At 41.0% G+C, this 15582-nt stretch carries 12 protein-coding genes and 1 tRNA gene; 8 read left to right on the plus strand and 5 right to left on the minus strand.

Annotation, left to right across the window (positions count from 1 at the left end):
• Nucleotides 1-123 precede the first annotated feature (123 nt).
• Both HCZ11_RS04330 and HCZ11_RS04335 read left to right on the plus strand, forming a co-directional pair.
• Nucleotides 124-200, plus strand: a tRNA-Asp gene (locus HCZ11_RS04330).
• Nucleotides 201-437: 237 nt separating this feature from the next.
• Nucleotides 438-1163: a helix-turn-helix domain-containing protein gene (locus HCZ11_RS04335; protein ID WP_167657754.1), complete on the plus strand. Its 726-nt coding sequence runs from the start codon at nucleotides 438-440 to the stop codon at nucleotides 1161-1163.
• A gap of 23 nt (nucleotides 1164-1186) precedes the next feature.
• Here the strand turns inward: HCZ11_RS04335 and HCZ11_RS04340 are convergent, their stop codons facing one another.
• Complete coding sequence (locus tag HCZ11_RS04340) at nucleotides 1187-1651, minus strand: sel1 repeat family protein (protein WP_119852042.1); 465 nt, start codon at nucleotides 1649-1651, stop codon at nucleotides 1187-1189.
• Between the two features lie 121 nt (nucleotides 1652-1772).
• Between HCZ11_RS04340 and HCZ11_RS04345 the strand changes: the two genes are divergently transcribed.
• Nucleotides 1773-3065, plus strand: a complete 1293-nt coding sequence (locus HCZ11_RS04345) for an NCS2 family permease (RefSeq protein WP_167657755.1) — start codon at nucleotides 1773-1775, stop codon at nucleotides 3063-3065.
• Nucleotides 3066-3091: 26 nt separating this feature from the next.
• Here the strand turns inward: HCZ11_RS04345 and HCZ11_RS04350 are convergent, their stop codons facing one another.
• Nucleotides 3092-3850, minus strand: coding sequence for a hypothetical protein (locus HCZ11_RS04350; RefSeq protein ID WP_130051202.1), 759 nt, complete (start codon nucleotides 3848-3850; stop codon nucleotides 3092-3094).
• Nucleotides 3851-4148: 298 nt separating this feature from the next.
• On the opposite strand from HCZ11_RS04350, the gene cysB reads away from it, so the two are divergent.
• Nucleotides 4149-5126, plus strand: coding sequence for an HTH-type transcriptional regulator CysB (cysB, locus tag HCZ11_RS04355; RefSeq protein WP_130051203.1), 978 nt, complete (start codon nucleotides 4149-4151; stop codon nucleotides 5124-5126).
• 56 nt (nucleotides 5127-5182) lie between these two features.
• On the opposite strand, the gene HCZ11_RS04360 is transcribed toward cysB, so the two are convergent.
• The 3 genes from HCZ11_RS04360 to pabB all read right to left on the minus strand — a co-directional run bounded on the left by HCZ11_RS04360 (nucleotide 5183) and on the right by pabB (nucleotide 8600).
• Nucleotides 5183-6559, minus strand: coding sequence for an L-serine ammonia-lyase (locus HCZ11_RS04360; RefSeq protein ID WP_130051204.1), 1377 nt, complete (start codon nucleotides 6557-6559; stop codon nucleotides 5183-5185).
• Between the two features lie 101 nt (nucleotides 6560-6660).
• Nucleotides 6661-7239, minus strand: coding sequence for a CoA pyrophosphatase (locus tag HCZ11_RS04365; protein ID WP_130051205.1), 579 nt, complete (start codon nucleotides 7237-7239; stop codon nucleotides 6661-6663).
• 17 nt (nucleotides 7240-7256) lie between these two features.
• On the minus strand, nucleotides 7257-8600 hold the full coding sequence (gene pabB, locus HCZ11_RS04370) for an aminodeoxychorismate synthase component I (protein WP_167657756.1): 1344 nt from the start codon (nucleotides 8598-8600) through the stop codon (nucleotides 7257-7259).
• A gap of 181 nt (nucleotides 8601-8781) precedes the next feature.
• Between pabB and HCZ11_RS04375 the strand changes: the two genes are divergently transcribed.
• From HCZ11_RS04375 to HCZ11_RS04390, 4 genes are all read left to right on the plus strand, one after another.
• On the plus strand, nucleotides 8782-10308 hold the full coding sequence (locus HCZ11_RS04375) for a fumarate hydratase (protein ID WP_062570698.1): 1527 nt from the start codon (nucleotides 8782-8784) through the stop codon (nucleotides 10306-10308).
• A 400-nt stretch (nucleotides 10309-10708) separates the two neighbouring features.
• Nucleotides 10709-11749 carry a Glu/Leu/Phe/Val dehydrogenase gene (locus HCZ11_RS04380; RefSeq protein ID WP_130051207.1) on the plus strand — a complete coding sequence of 347 codons (1041 nt, stop codon included), beginning with the start codon at nucleotides 10709-10711 and terminating at the stop codon, nucleotides 11747-11749.
• Nucleotides 11750-11906: 157 nt separating this feature from the next.
• A complete protein-coding gene (locus tag HCZ11_RS04385) occupies nucleotides 11907-12542 on the plus strand; it encodes a CatA-like O-acetyltransferase (protein ID WP_239977567.1) in 636 nt (211 codons plus the stop codon).
• 131 nt (nucleotides 12543-12673) lie between these two features.
• Complete coding sequence (locus tag HCZ11_RS04390) at nucleotides 12674-15580, plus strand: two-component regulator propeller domain-containing protein (protein WP_167657758.1); 2907 nt, start codon at nucleotides 12674-12676, stop codon at nucleotides 15578-15580.
• Nucleotides 15581-15582 lie beyond the last annotated feature (2 nt).

The following is a 15582-nucleotide window of genomic DNA, read 5'->3' on the forward strand; positions in this document are numbered from 1 at the left end:
TGGTAGTTCAGTTGGTTAGAATACCGGCCTGTCACGCCGGGGGTCGCGGGTTCGAGTCCCGTCCACTCCGCCATTTGATATCATAAACAAATTAAGTGCATTACCCCATGCACATACCACTGCGGAGTGGTAGTTCAGTTGGTTAGAATACCGGCCTGTCACGCCGGGGGTCGCGGGTTCGAGTCCCGTCCACTCCGCCATTTGTTTTCATCAAAGCAAATGATTAAATTAGTCTTTACTCTCCAACAAATTATCTCTTTACACTGAAAACGTATCTCGTATCTCGTATCTCGTATCTCGTATCTCGTATCTCGTATCTCGTATCTCGTATATTTCTTCCTATCTTGCTAATATTCTTAATTATTCCTATTTATTCAGCTTCTTATATCTGCATGAATAGCAAAGAATAGTGGCTCCACAACAAAAGGAAATGCGTTATGAGTACATTCGGAACACAACTAAAACACTATCGCTGTGAGCTAAAACTAAGCCAACCAGAATTTGCTGAGCAAATAGGGATAGAGCAAAGTTACCTATCAAAACTTGAGAACGATAAATCAGTGCCTTCAAATGACACATTTCGTTCGATACTAACGGCACTCAACCTAACAATTTGTGACTTTATGGAGCCATTAAAACACTCGGCAGATAAAGCGAGATTGATTAATGTGCCTGACATTGAAGCTTGGTATAAGCGACAAAGTAATAAACAATTCATTAAACAGCGCTCATTGATATATGTTGCCATACTGTTGAGTGCGCTAGGCTGTGCCATGTTTTATTTAGGGCATCAAGAAAAGCTATTCAATACAATGTTCTATGAGTACAAATCATACGGTGTAGTGAAAGATAATGAACCAGATGGCATTTTTCATGATTGGCGAACGCTACTCGTTGAACAAAGCCGCGAGAAAATAGATGCAAAACGTCGAGAAATGATTAGCAGGCATGATTTTAAATTTATTATCTCAGCTGACTATAAGGGCATCTCGTTTGTAGAGCCTGGCGAGCAAGACAGCAGACGCTTATACAGCCTTACTTCAAAAACACCTATTATCAAGCCGCATAAAGGCCATGTGTGGCTTGAGTTTTTAGGTATCTTATTGCTTGTGGTTGGTGCAGGTCTCATCACATTTGAGAGTAAACTGACAAGACAGCATTAATGAGTTGCAGAACCTGACGCGTGTTAGCTGGCGTCAGGGTCACGAGGAATTAAATGAGCAAACTGTTGCTGGTGGATTTGTTCGTATAAGGTCGCTGCATAGCTTTGCGCATCATGTAATCGGCGAGTACTAATGTGCTTTCTAAGGTCATCAAGAGCAGCGGTTGCAGGCTCATATCCTTGACTACTTGCCAAACTTAGCCAAACCGCACCATGAAATACGCTGTGCGGTACACCTTGCCCTTTGATGAAAAACAGCCCCATATAAAATTGCGCTCTATGGTTGCCCGCCATAGCTGCTAGGCGCATCCATTTGGCAGCAAGGGGAGGTTGTTCATTTTTTAAATAATACAAAGCTTTGTTTAGTACGTTTTCAACAGATTGAGTACTTTTATCTGGCGCCGACCCTTTATCGGGTTGGGTAATAAAGGCAAGTACATTATCAAGCTGTTGCTCTAAATCTAAGCCTACTGGCGAATTATCAGACATAGTTTAGTTATTTTCTTGAATTAAAAGACCTTATTAGTTTAGAACATTGCAAGGCAAAATGTCCTCTTATTGAGATAAAATATGATAAAATTAGCCAATTAATCTCAACTTAAAGTTCAACATGTTCGAAAGACTTTTCAAAATCACTGAAAACAACACCTCTGTGCGCCGCGAGACTATTGCTGGCATCACAACATTCATTACCATGGTTTACATTGTATTTGTTAACCCTGCCATGCTAGCAGAAGCGGGAATGGATCAAGGTGCGGCATTCGTAGCAACCTGTATTGCTGCTGCAATTGGCTGTTTTATCATGGGTTTATGGGCAAACTACCCATTAGCACTGGCTCCGGGTATGGGCTTAAACGCCTTCTTCACTTATGGTGTTGTTTTGGGCATGGGCTACACTTGGCAAGCTGCATTAGGTGCAGTTTTTATGTCTGGCTGTATTTTCTTATTCTTAAGCCTATTTAAGGTGAGAGAGTGGATCATTGATGCTATTCCACTGGTATTAAAGCGTGCCATTGCCACAGGTATCGGTGCTTTCTTAGCGCTTATTGCATTGAAAAACGCTGGGATTATCGTAGCAAGCCCTGCAACCTTAGTGCAGTTAGGCGATATCACCGCACCAGGTCCACTACTTGCGATTTTTAGCTTCTTTGTTATTGCGGCGCTGTTATATCGCGATATGAAAAGTGGCGTGCTTATTAGTATTTTACTAGTAACGGCTATTGCGCTTGGTTTAGACCTTGTGGAATATCAAGGTATTATTTCAATGCCACCTTCAATAGCGCCAACCTTTATGCAATTGGACTTTGCAGCCGCATTCGAAATCTCAATGCTAACAGTGGTTTTTGCGTTCTTATTTGTTGATTTGTTTGATACTTCAGGCACTTTAGTTGCTGTAACGCAAAAAGCAGGTCTTGCTGATGAACAAGGTAAAATGCCTCGTTTAGGTCGTGCATTAAGTGCCGACAGCACAGCTACCATTGCAGGTTCAATGCTTGGTACATCAACAACAACGTCTTACATTGAATCAGTAGCAGGTGTGTCAGTGGGCGGCCGTACAGGTCTTACTGCTGTGGTTGTAGGCATTTGTTTTTTGTTAATGATGTTCTTTGCGCCACTTGCTAGTATGATCCCAGCTTATGCAACTGCGGGTGCGATTTTGTATGTTGCTGTTTTAATGATGCAAAACTTAAAGCTGGTAAATTGGGATGATATGACAGATGCAATCCCTGTCAGCGTGGTATTATTAATGACACCGCTCACTTTCTCGATTGCACACGGTATTGCACTTGGTTTTATTTCGTATACTGCGGTGAAGTTGGTATGTGGTAAAAAAGATGAAATCAGTATTAGTGTGTGGGTATTAACAGCGCTGTTTATTGTTAAGTTTGCGTTTTTATCTTAATTAGCACAAAGCAAAGAAAAAGTGGTTTACCACTTTTTCTTTGGTGCGAATAATACATCTAAATCGTCTTGCTCTTGTTCTGCTTTTTTCTTCAGTGACGTTGCATTTGATGCTTTTAATTCAGAACTAATCGTTTCTAGATAATTCTCTACTTCTTGCTTTTTGGTATTAACATAATCATCGCTATAGCTAACTGCGCTGAGAGTCGCAAGTGCCTTTTCAAAATACTGTCTGGCAGAACCCACCATGTTTGCTGAACGGGCAGAGATACCACGCTTAATTTGGCTTTCTACATTGATTCGCAGTTGTAACTTTTCAAGACGTTTATCTTCAGCAACAAATATTTGGCTATCTATTTTACCTTTGCCATGCTCTGAGCGAAGTAAGGCACGTAATTTCTTTATCCCTTGAATTAGGGCAATCAGTTGTTTGTCGTTATCTGGTAGGGCTAATGCATCACTATTATTAGCTTCGATAGGAGAGGCTAAACGTTCTTTTGATTCTTTTAATCTGTTTTTCAATTCTTTTGAGCTTGGAGAGAGCTCTACCATACCTGCTAAAGCATCATAAATACGACGCTGAATAATACGTAGGATATTTTCAGACATTGGGATATTGGCACTGTTAAGCAGTACATCCTCTGCTTCTTCAATGATTTTTTTCTGTTTTGTAAGCTCTTTACGGCGCTCTGCTTCTTGTTTTTCTTTATGTTGTTGCACTGCACTGACCCATAGTGCGATCACAATTAATGCAACAATGAGCATGATGATGATAGAAACAATCATTACTAAATCTCAGTTTTAACTATCTAATTTTTTTATCTTACATTAAAAAGATTAGATCTGAACAGTTTTGCGGTTAGTTATCTCGAATAAACTTCTTACACTTACTACTTTATAATGAGTATAGCCTTAAACTAGCACCTTTATTGAATATTTTGCGAGTAAACACCGCTACCGAGCTGTAATTTAATGTGTTAGCCTTAGAAACAATCGATATAAATGTATAGCGCGATGAAATATCGCTTGGCATTGCGCTTTACAGCCTTTATAAATAAACAATAAAAACGTCTACAATGCAGCCATGAAACTACAACAACTCAGATATATAGTCGAAGTCCAAAATCATAAACTGAATGTATCCGCAACAGCAGAAAGTTTATTTACCTCGCAACCGGGGATCTCGAAACAAGTTCGTATGCTTGAAGACGAACTCGGTGTACAGATCTTTGGCCGCAGTGGTAAACACCTTACCCATGTAACCAGTGCAGGTAACGAAATTATTAATATCTCACGGGAAATACTGTCGAAAGTTGAAGGTATTAAAGCGGTTGCCAATGAGCATACCTTACCCGATCAAGGTAAGCTTAATATTGCGACTACTCATACTCAGGCTCGTTATGCATTGCCGAATGTTATTCAAGGTTTTATGAAAAAGTACCCAGCTGTTTCGCTGCACATGCATCAAGGTACGCCGCAACAAATTTCAGATGCTGCAGCACGCGGCGATGCTGACTTTGCCATTGCGACTGAGGCATTGCATTTATATTCTGATTTAGTCATGTTGCCTTGTTATCACTGGAATCGCAGTATTGTTGTGGCAAAAACACATCCGCTCGCGCAAAAGGCTGATAATTTAACCGTTGCCGATGTGGCTAAATACCCACTTATTACTTATGTGTTTGGTTTTACGGGTCGTTCTGAATTAGATAAAGCTTTCAATGCGCATGGGCTTGAGCCACATATTGTATTTACTGCAACCGACGCTGATGTAATCAAAACCTATGTCCGTTTAGGCCTAGGTGTGGGTGTTGTGGCGTCTATGGCGATTGATCAAATAACTGATTCTGATTTAGTGTGTATTGATGCAAGCCACTTATTTGAAGCGAGCACTACCAAAATTGGTTTTAGAAAAGGCAGCTTTTTACGCAGCTACATGTATGATTTTATTGAGCGTTTTGCACCACACTTAACTAAAGAGTTAGTGGAAAAAGCAAGCTTATTACGTAATCAAGAAGATGTTGATAAGCTCTTCGAAAACATTGAATTACCAGTAAAATAGATATAAAGAAGCCGCGTTAAAGCGGCTTTTTTATTGTGCTCAAAACGTGCTATAAATTAACACTCGATGATATTAACAGCTAAGCCACCGCGCGCGGTTTCTTTGTATTTTGTTTTCATATCATTTCCTGTGTCGAGCATGGTTTTAATGACCTTATCAAGCGTAACCTTTTGCTCGCCAGAACCGCGCATTGCCAAACGTGATGCGTTAATTGCTTTAATTGAACCCATCGCATTACGTTCAATACACGGAACTTGCACAAGACCGCCAACGGGGTCACAAGTTAAACCCAGGTTGTGCTCCATACCGATTTCAGCGGCATTTTCAACTTGCACAACATTACCACCCATTATTTCAGTTAGTGCACCAGCGGCCATTGAACAGGCAACGCCCACTTCACCTTGGCAACCTACTTCAGCACCCGAAATTGAAGCATTCTTTTTATATAAAATACCAATTGCTGCAGCTGTTAATAAATAACGTGTTGCAATATCACGGTCTACTTCTTTAATGAAAGTGTGATAATACATTAATACCGCTGGCAAGATACCCGCAGCACCATTGGTTGGTGCGGTAACAACACGGCCACCTGCTGCATTTTCTTCATTTACTGCAAGAGCAAACAAATCAACCCAGTCCATTGCGCGCAATGGGTCATTATTAACCTCAATATTTAATTTAAGGTGTAAGCTTGGTGCGCGGCGTTTTACTTTTAAACCACCTGGTAAGATACCCTCTGTACGCATACCTCGCTCGATACAGGCTTTCATTACTTGCCAAATATTAAACAGCTCATCTTTAATGTCTTTTTCGCTGCGTAGAGTTTTTTCGTTGTGCATCATAAGCGTTGATACACTAAAACCTGATTCACGGCATAGATCTAATAGCTCTTTTGCAGTATTAAACGGGTAAGGAGCTGGGTTTTCTTCGCGTATCTCGAGCGCTTTTTGTTTTTCGTTCTCGAACTCATCATCGCTTACGATAAAACCACCACCGATTGAGTAATACACCTTACTAAATAATTTTTCGCCATTTTGGCTGGCAATGATTTCCATTGCATTTGAATGTTTTGGTAGTGTTTTACGGCGGTGGAATACAATCGCCCCTTGCTTTGGGAAATTGGCTTTATGGCTTTGGTTTAAATAAATAACCTGTTCTTTTTCGATTTTTGCGAGGATATCGTCTACTAAATCAGCATCAATGGTTTCTGGATCATAACCAGCAAGACCTAATATTACGGCTTTACCAGAGCCGTGGCCAATACCTGTCTGCCCTAATGAGCCAAACAGCTCAACTTTAATATCGGTCACGTTTGCAAGTAAGTTTTTTTCTTCTAATTCGTTTACAAATAAACGCGAAGCGCGCATTGGGCCAACAGTGTGAGATGACGATGGGCCAATACCAATACTAAACATATCGAATGCACTGATCATAATTTGCTACTCATTTTTCTATTAACGGCATACTACCTGCCTTTGAACGGTGCCACATGATAACGTTTAAACGTGTCTGTGTAACCCTAAAAGCAGGATAATTAAACTGGTAGGGCGAGCTGTTTGATAAAGTTATTAATAATGCTGGCTGTTGCCCCCCAAAGCAGACCATGCGGGGTCATTAAGCCTTGTAAAATAATGATTTTACCATTTCGTTCAAAGGGCAGGGGCTGCCAATTTTGTTGATTACTCAAATAAGATAAAGGCAGTAAAAAGCTAGCAGCAACTTCGTTGGGATCTGCCTGCCATGTTGTGCCTTCGCTAAGGACACAAACAAATGGCTCAATAGTGAAACCGGTTAGGGTCGCGTATTGGTGTAATTTACCGTGAACCGTCACTTGATGTGTCGCAATATTGAGCTCTTCATTGAGCTCTCGAAGGGCTGTGTGCATCAAAGAGTCATCATGCTTTTCATACTTACCACCTGGTAAGCAAATTTCCCCCGGGTGGTGAAGCAGATAACTTGGTCGTTTACATAGTAATAAATGTGCTTCGTCATTTACATCAAGCAATGGTAGCATCACGGCACTGGCGCGCTTTTCGGCATTAAAGCGAATGGTGCTAGGGCTCTGTGTGGTTTTACTTAAACTAAAACGAGCTATTATTTGCTGACTATTCAAGGTAGTTACTTCAACTTTTACTTTAACAAAGGCAGTATTTTATTTACTTTATCGTAAGTTTCTTGGTACTCCAAGTCGACCTTTGAATCAGCCACAATGCCGCCGCCAGCCCAGCAATAGATAGCACCTTGATGACACACTAAAGTACGAATTGTTATACTGGTATCCATGTTGCCACAGGCACTCAAGTAGCCAATTGAGCCGCAGTACACACTACGGCGATGCGGTTCAAGCTCTTCTATAATTTCCATAGCGCGAATCTTCGGTGCTCCAGTAATTGAACCGCCTGGAAAAGCAGCATGAATTTGGTCAACGGCATCTTTGCCATCCGCTAATTCTGCGCGCACAGTACTTACTAAGTGATGTACTGCCGGAAAGCTCTCTATGGCAAATAAGGACGGCACGGTGACACTACCTGGACGGGCAACTTTTCCTAAATCATTACGCAAAAGATCGACAATCATGACATTTTCCGCACGGTCTTTCTCAGATTGTTGTAAGCGAGAAGCTTGCGCTTGGTCTTGTTCATGGTCGGCAAAACGAGGAAGCGTTCCTTTAATTGGTTTGGTTTCTATTTGGCCCTGATTAACTGAAATAAAACGCTCAGGCGAGATTGATAAAATAGCGCCATCAGGGTGGTTTATATAGCTTGAGAATGGTGCTTTATTGGCTTCTCGCAACTGTTTATAGGCTTGCCATGTTGAACCCGAAAATTCAGCTTTAAATCGCTGAGCAAGGTTGATTTGGTAGCAATCACCGCTTTTTAAATAAGCTTGAATTTGTTCAAACTTTTCGCTGTAGCTGGCTTTGGTCATATTTGAGTGCCAGTCACTTGTTAGAGCGAACTCTGCACTTTCTGGTGTTTCGTTTAGCTGCTGTTGATAGAGTGCTAAGCGATTATGATTTGGCTGACAGACGTAAAACCAGCTTTGTTGTTGCTTATCAAAAATAAGGGCATCAGGATAAAGACCTATTGCCATTTGCGGCATATTAATATCGTTTTTGGCAGTAGTCGGCATGTTTTCAATCACGCGACCTAAATCATAACCAAAATAACCAAGCCAACCACCAGTAAAAGGTAGGTTGTTTGAGTTTGGTGTGTGATTAAACTCCCTAAGACCAGATTTCATCAAACTAAAGCAATCACTTGATTGTAATTTACCATCTACAAAGCACTGATTATCGCGCACCTCTAATTGCTTTAATGGCGCAATGGCAATGATATCGAAACGGCTATTCACATGCTCGCTATTAGCTGAATCAAGTAACACGGCGTGGGGCAAATGAGCGAAATGAGTAAATAGCGTGATGCAATCACCGCTTAATTCTAATTTAATGCATAAATTTTCATCGTTTATCATCTACATTGCCCTGAATAACTAGCCCGAAACGGGCGAGGAGGGTATCATAAGTTAAATTTGATTGGCAGCGTTATGATTTCCTTTATAGTGATGCCATGACTAACCCGTAGAGTAAATCTTCGTCACCGGTTTACTCAGGATCACGTACAGCGCTACGCGATAAAAACTTAAGGAACCCGTAATGAGTACAATTCGTCAGCAAGACTTCATTGATAGCATTGAAGATGCATTGCAATACATTTCTTTTTATCACCCTCTCGATTTCGTACAAGCCTTAGAAAAAGCTTACAATAAAGAGCAAAGCAAAGCGGCAAAAGATGCCATTGCGCAAATATTAATTAACTCTCGTATGTCAGCTGAAGGTAAGCGTCCGCTATGTCAAGATACAGGTATTATTACTTGTTTCGTAAAAGTAGGTATGGATGTTAAGTGGGATAAAACAGACATGACTGTTCAGCAAATGGTTGATGAAGGTACCCGTCGCGCATACTTAAACCCAGATAACCCGTTACGTGCATCAATTGTTGCAGACCCTGCTGGTACGCGTAAAAACACCAAAGATAATACACCATCAGTTGTTCATATCGACTTAGTGCCAGGCGCTGAAGTAGAAGTAATGGTGGCAGCGAAAGGCGGTGGCTCAGAAAATAAAACGAAAATGGTTATGCTTAACCCATCTGATGATGTGGCTGCATGGGTTGAAAAAACATTACCAACGATGGGTGCGGGCTGGTGTCCACCTGGCATGTTAGGTATAGGTATTGGTGGTACTGCAGAAAAAGCTGCGGTACTTGCTAAAGAATCTCTAATGGACCCAGTTGATATTCACGAGCTGATTGAGCGCGGCGCAGAAACAACTGAAGAAAAAATGCGTATCGATATCTTCGAACGTGCAAATAAATTAGGTATTGGTGCACAAGGTCTTGGCGGTTTAACAACCGTAGTTGATGTGAAAATCAAAACGGCACCGACTCACGCAGCATCAAAACCAGTGGTTATGATCCCTAACTGTGCAGCAACTCGTCACGTTCACTTTACGTTAGATGGTTCAGGCCCTGCTGATCTTAAAGCACCGAAACTAGAAGATTGGCCAGAAGTTACGTTTGAAGTTGGCGAAGGTACACGTCGCGTTGATTTAAACACACTGACTAAAGAAGATACGCAAGAATGGAAGATGGGTGAAACTGTACTTCTGTCTGGTACTATCTTAACGGGTCGTGATGCAGCTCATAAGCGTCTACAAGACATGATCCAATCAGGTGAAGGTTTACCAGAAGGCGTTGATTTTGATAACAAGTTTATCTACTACGTTGGCCCTGTAGATGCTGTGGGTGATGAAGCAGTAGGCCCAGCAGGCCCTACAACTGCGACTCGTATGGATAAATTCACCGATATGATGTTAGAAAACACAGGCATCATCGGTATGATTGGTAAAGCTGAGCGTGGTCCTGCTACAGTAGAATCAATCAAAAACAATAAGTCTATCTACTTAATGGCGGTAGGTGGTGCAGCTTACCTTGTTTCTAAAGCAATCAAGAAAGCACGTGTTGTTGCGTTCGAAGATTTAGGTATGGAAGCAATCTACGAGTTTGAAGTAGAAGATATGCCAGTAACCGTTGCTGTTGATAGTGAAGGTGCGAATGCGCATACGCAAGGCCCAGCTATTTGGAAAGCAAAGATCGAAGAACTTGATGGCAAATTAAAATAACCATCTTGTAACTCTTTAAATAAACGGCGCAACAGCGCCGTTTTTTTCAGCTCTGACCAGTCTTAGTTATTTCTTCACCATCCCCTTAAAAAGCATATATTTCTTGGCTTTATCGATACAATTTCTTTGTAATATTTTCTTTACGCTATACTTTACCTTTACGTTCACGTAATTAAGTATGCAATGTTAATATTTTGTTTTGAATTAACAATGCTTAAAGTGTGCTTTTTATGGTGTGTTTTTTCTTTAAAGTGTTATTTTTTGAGTTGTTATTTCGGCAGGGGAACTTTGCTTAGTTTTATCATCTCATATAGTGGCAAGGGAGCAAACGAAGTGATAAAGTCTCGGCACTTTCAGCGCTCACACCCCTTAGGGTAAGAAAATTTCGGAGTATTTAACTGTGGCTGTATTTAATAAAGTCGACTTTGATAACCACGAGCAAGTGGTGTTTTGTTCAGATAAAGAATCAGGCCTAAAAGCTATTATCGCGGTTCATAATACCAAGTTAGGTCCAGCAGTTGGTGGTTGCAGAATGTGGGACTACTCAACAGATGAAGATGCTGTAACTGACGCACTACGTTTATCAAAAGGTATGACGTATAAAAATGCTGTGGCACGCTTACCATTTGGTGGCGGTAAGTCAGTGATTATTGGTAATGCAAAAGAAATAAAATCAGAGCAACTTTTCCGTGCATTTGGTCGTCAATTAGAGCGATTAAGCGGTAGCTACTATTCAGCTGAAGACGTGAACATCACCTGTGACGATGTTGCTATTATGAATAAAGAAACTAACTATGTATTAGGTCTTGAAGGTAAAAGTGGTAACCCATCACCTTTCACTGCTTATGGTACATTCTTAGGTATTAAAGCTGCATTACAACATCAACGTGGTCACCAAGACCTAGCAGGTGTTAAAGTAGCAGTTCAAGGTTTAGGTGCGGTGGCGTATGGCCTATGTAAGCATTTACACGAAGCGGGCGCAACGTTATTTGTAACAGATATCAATGAGCAAGCTGTTGAGCGTGTTGTTAATGACTTTAACGCTACGGCTGTTGGTATTGATGAAATCTACGACTTAGATGTCGATGTTTATGCACCGTGTGCACTAGGCGCAACGGTAAACGACACGACTATCCCTCGTTTAAAAGCAACGATTATTGCAGGTTGTGCGAATAACCAATTAGCAGAGTCTCGTCACGGTGAAATTATTCGTGAAAAAGGTATCTTATACGCTCCAGATTACGTAATTAACGCAGGTGGTATCATCAACGTTTACTACGAAACAGCGCCAGAAGGTTATAGTGCAGAAGCATCAACGAAACACGTTGAAGGCATCTTTGATACCCTAACTGAAATCTTTGCTCGTTCAGAAAAAGAGCAAAAGTCGACGCATTTAATTGCAGATGAGCTAGCATTAGAAATCATCGAAAACGGTTTATAATTTAGTAAATTCACTAAATTTACAGTCAAAAAAAGGTGCGCAGGTCGCACCTTTTTTGTATCTGTTATTTATCGCATCAAGGTGACGAAGTTAAGCTTGCTAGGTACACTCAGCTTTTAAATTTCGAGGACACCTAATGAAAGCTCCATCTTGTGAAATCACGCCTATTGATCTAGCGACTTGGCCTCGTAAACAGCATTTTGCTTTTTTCAAAGAATTTTCTCTGCCTTATTTTAATGTGTGTGTTTCGCTCGATATGGCAGCTCTCTACACTAAATGTAAAACAGAGTCTTATTCGTTTTTTCACTGCTATGTCTACCTAACACTTGAAGCATGCCATGATTATGCGCCGATGCGTCAACGTATTATTGATTGTTTGCCAGTACAACTGTCATCGGTAAGAGGCAGTGTTGTAGAGCTTGCTGAAGATGAAACATTCCGCTTTAGTTATTTTGAAAAACAAGCGTCGATGGACGATTTCTCAAAACATGCCATTGCAGCGAGCAAAACAAGTAAAGCAAAGCCATTTTTTTCTGATGCATTTGCTGCAACAGAAGGGCAGCCTGATCTTATTCATATCTCAGTGCTTCCATGGTTAAACTTCACAGGCTTCTCGCATGCCGTGAGTGAGGGGCACGGCCTTGGTATACCTAAGTTTGTGTTTGGTCAATATGACTCGAAAACTGGCAAGATGCCACTCTCAATTGATGTACATCATGCTTTGATGGATGGCTTACATGTGGCGCGATTTGTGAAAATACTGCAAGATAAAATTACGAATTTTTGTAATTGATTGTTGCTAAATGTCATTAAAGTGAGTAAGAATTGCAACTAATGTAGTATTATCTGAAGTTAGCGATGACTTTGGCTTCACAGAGCTACATCACTGAATAGAACGATAATAAATATCAGGGTTTTAGTTTTATGGTGCGGGTAGTTAGTTGTATTTTACTTTTCTTATGTTTCAGCGCTTTTGCAGACTCTGCACGCCTCTCTCTGAGTGACTACTTTACAGAGACTTGGAGTACTCGCGCCGGACTTCCTCATAATAGTATTAATAGCGTTACGCAAACTAAAGATGGCTACATTTGGATAGCGACTTGGGAAGGCCTTTCTCGCTTTAATGGCCGTGAGTTTAAACTTTTCACTCGCACAGAAATTCCTGGTTTACCAGATTCAGGCTTACGTAGCCTTATTCCCATGGATAATGGAGATTTATATATCGTTGGTGCGCGAGGTGGTATTGCTCTTCGCTCACAAGGTGGGTGGCGCGCATTACCCAGTTCTTCTGCGATGGTAAATCATGCGCTTGTCACTGAACAAGGTGAGCTTTGGTTAGCACTAGAAGGACAAGGCATTACTTATCGTGCTTCTGAAAATGCCACTGAGCAAAAGTTACTTGATAAGCTGAGCGCATATCGTCTTTTACAGGACAAAACTGGGGTGATCTGGGCTGCTACCAGTGATGGACTCTATCAAATTATTAATAATCAAGTTCGTAGAGTAGGTCAAGAATCAGGCCTACCTGACGCCTCTGTCTTTACTTTGTTACTCACTAGTTCAGGTACCTTAATTGTTGGGACCGAAAAGGGAGTATGGAAAAAGCAGCAAGACAAATTCATTTCTGTTGACCCTGTACTGAATAAAGAATCTATTTCTAGCTTACTTGAAGATAGTGAAGGCGATTTGTGGTTTGGTACCATCAATAAAGGGGTGTTCAGACTCAGCAGTGTAGGACTTGAAAACTTGGCCGCCGATGATGGTTTACCCAACAACCGTATTTTATCTTTACTGCAAGATCGCGAAAAAAGTATCTGGGTTGGCACTAATGCTGGTTTATTTCGCCTGCGCGAAGCGCCATTTACAAATTGGAGTCAAAGTCGTGGGCTTGCATCTGACTATGTGCGTACCGTGTTATCGCATTCTGATGGTAGTTTGTGGGTGGGCAGTAGTAATGGTTTAAACCGTATTGAAAATGGCAAGCTCACAACTCTTAGCCAAGCCTATGAAAAAGACCCGCTATCAGTTTTAAGTTTAACCGAAGATAAACAAGGCACAGTGTGGTTAGGCACTTATACTGCAGGTTTAATGAAAGTGGTAAACAAACAAATTTACCCAGTAAGAAATCGCAGTAATGGCTTGATTAGTAATGAAGTTCGCGCTGTGTTGTTCGATAAAACGGATAACTTATGGATTGGCACCGCGGGTGGTTTAACCAAAATAGATCCTGCCGGGCAAACTGAATTATTCACCACAGAAGATGGTTTAATTGGTGATTTCATTATGGCCCTTGTCGAAGATGACCATGGCAGGTTATGGGTTGGTACGGGGGTCGGTGTTTCAATTTATGACCCAGCAACAAAGCAGTTTAAAACTCTAGAGTTTCCAAAGCAGTTCAGTACTGAGTATGCATTTGGCTTTTATCTAGATGACGATACTATGTGGCTTGCTACTGATAGAGGCCTAGTTCGCTACAATCTCAGCACAGATAAAATGAGCTTGTTTGGTCGAGATCATGGTTTACCAGTTGATAAGCTGTTCCAAGTAATTGAGCAAGGTGACTCATTATGGCTGACCAGTAACCGTGGTGTTATTCAAGTCAACAAAGCTCAGTTAGTTGCAATACTAGATAACCCTGAAAAAGTTCAACCAATGAGCATTTCGATGCAGCTTTATGATGAAGGCGATGGCATGTTGAGCGCGCAAGCAAATGGCGGTTCAAACCCTGCAGCTGTTCTTCATTCCGATGGACAAATATGGGTTGCTACTGCTAAAGGTGTCGCTATCGTAACACCAGAGCGCTTAAAAGAAGCTAGTAAACGACGATTATCGACGGTTATTGAAAGCTTTGAAGTCGATGGCAAACCAATGACTTTACCTGTTGGTAATGAAGTTTTGAGTTTACCTGCTGGTGTTTCTCGTGTTTCGTTTAACTATGCAGGGCTTAGTTTTATCATGCCTGGGCGTTTAAACTACCAAACTCAATTAAGTGGTTACAATCAACAATGGGTAGACAGGGGGCGTCTGGCCATTACGGAGTACACCAATTTACCGCCGGGTGAATATACCTTTAAAGTGCGTGCAGGGTATCCTAATAGTGATTGGCAAAATAATGAGCAAGTACTGCGTTTTAAAATCGCCCCTTATTTTTGGCAAAAAACTAGCTTTAAGTTATTTATCTTAATTGCCGTACTTTTTACTGCTTATGTCATTTATAAATACCGCTTATATCATTATAAGCGTATTGAAATTGAGTTAACCGAAAAAGTTGAACAGCAAATGCATGATTTACAAACCCAAGCGGATGCTTTTGCTCATTTAGCGAACCATGATCAGTTAACGCAATTACCGAACAGACGAGCTTTCGATAGCTGGTTATCTGAAAACTTTAATCAATTTCAGCGTGATAATAAAACGCTTAGTATTGCCATTATGGATATTGATCACTTCAAACTTATTAATGACAACTTCTCGCACTTAATTGGCGATAAAGTGATTTGTGAAATTGCTCGTTTGCTGCGCCTGAACTTCCCTGATGAAGGTTATGCCGCTCGTTGGGGCGGTGAAGAGTTTACTCTGCTGTTCCCATATAAAAATGCTGAAGAAGCTGCAAAAATGTGTGAAATTATCCGTTTAGAAATAGCCGATTACGATTTTTCAGAATTAGCACAAGAGCTCTCAGTGACGGTTAGTTTTGGCGTTGCAGATAATGCAGAAGTTACTGATTATGACCGTTTATTATCACATGCAGATACAGCTCTTTATCACGCTAAAAACAACGGGCGTAATAAAATTTTTATTTATAATCAAGGTTGCACTGCGCTAGATTAGCC

The organism is Pseudoalteromonas sp. HF66 (genome assembly GCF_011806445.1).
In the GTDB taxonomy this organism is placed as follows: Bacteria; Pseudomonadota; Gammaproteobacteria; order Enterobacterales; family Alteromonadaceae; genus Pseudoalteromonas; species Pseudoalteromonas apostichopi.

Bases quoted from the DNA above. Each gene is read 5' to 3' on its own strand.
- HCZ11_RS04335 (WP_167657754.1), top strand. From the start codon at position 438: ATGAGTACATTCGGAACACAACTAAAACACTATCGCTGTGAGCTAAAA.
- HCZ11_RS04340 (WP_119852042.1), bottom strand. From the start codon at position 1,651: ATGTCTGATAATTCGCCAGTAGGCTTAGATTTAGAGCAACAGCTTGAT.
- HCZ11_RS04345 (WP_167657755.1), top strand. From the start codon at position 1,773: ATGTTCGAAAGACTTTTCAAAATCACTGAAAACAACACCTCTGTGCGC.
- HCZ11_RS04350 (WP_130051202.1), bottom strand. From the start codon at position 3,850: ATGATTGTTTCTATCATCATCATGCTCATTGTTGCATTAATTGTGATC.
- cysB (WP_130051203.1), top strand. From the start codon at position 4,149: ATGAAACTACAACAACTCAGATATATAGTCGAAGTCCAAAATCATAAA.
- HCZ11_RS04360 (WP_130051204.1), bottom strand. From the start codon at position 6,559: ATGATCAGTGCATTCGATATGTTTAGTATTGGTATTGGCCCATCGTCA.
- pabB (WP_167657756.1), bottom strand. From the start codon at position 8,600: ATGATAAACGATGAAAATTTATGCATTAAATTAGAATTAAGCGGTGAT.
- HCZ11_RS04375 (WP_062570698.1), top strand. From the start codon at position 8,782: ATGAGTACAATTCGTCAGCAAGACTTCATTGATAGCATTGAAGATGCA.
- HCZ11_RS04390 (WP_167657758.1), top strand. From the start codon at position 12,674: ATGGTGCGGGTAGTTAGTTGTATTTTACTTTTCTTATGTTTCAGCGCT.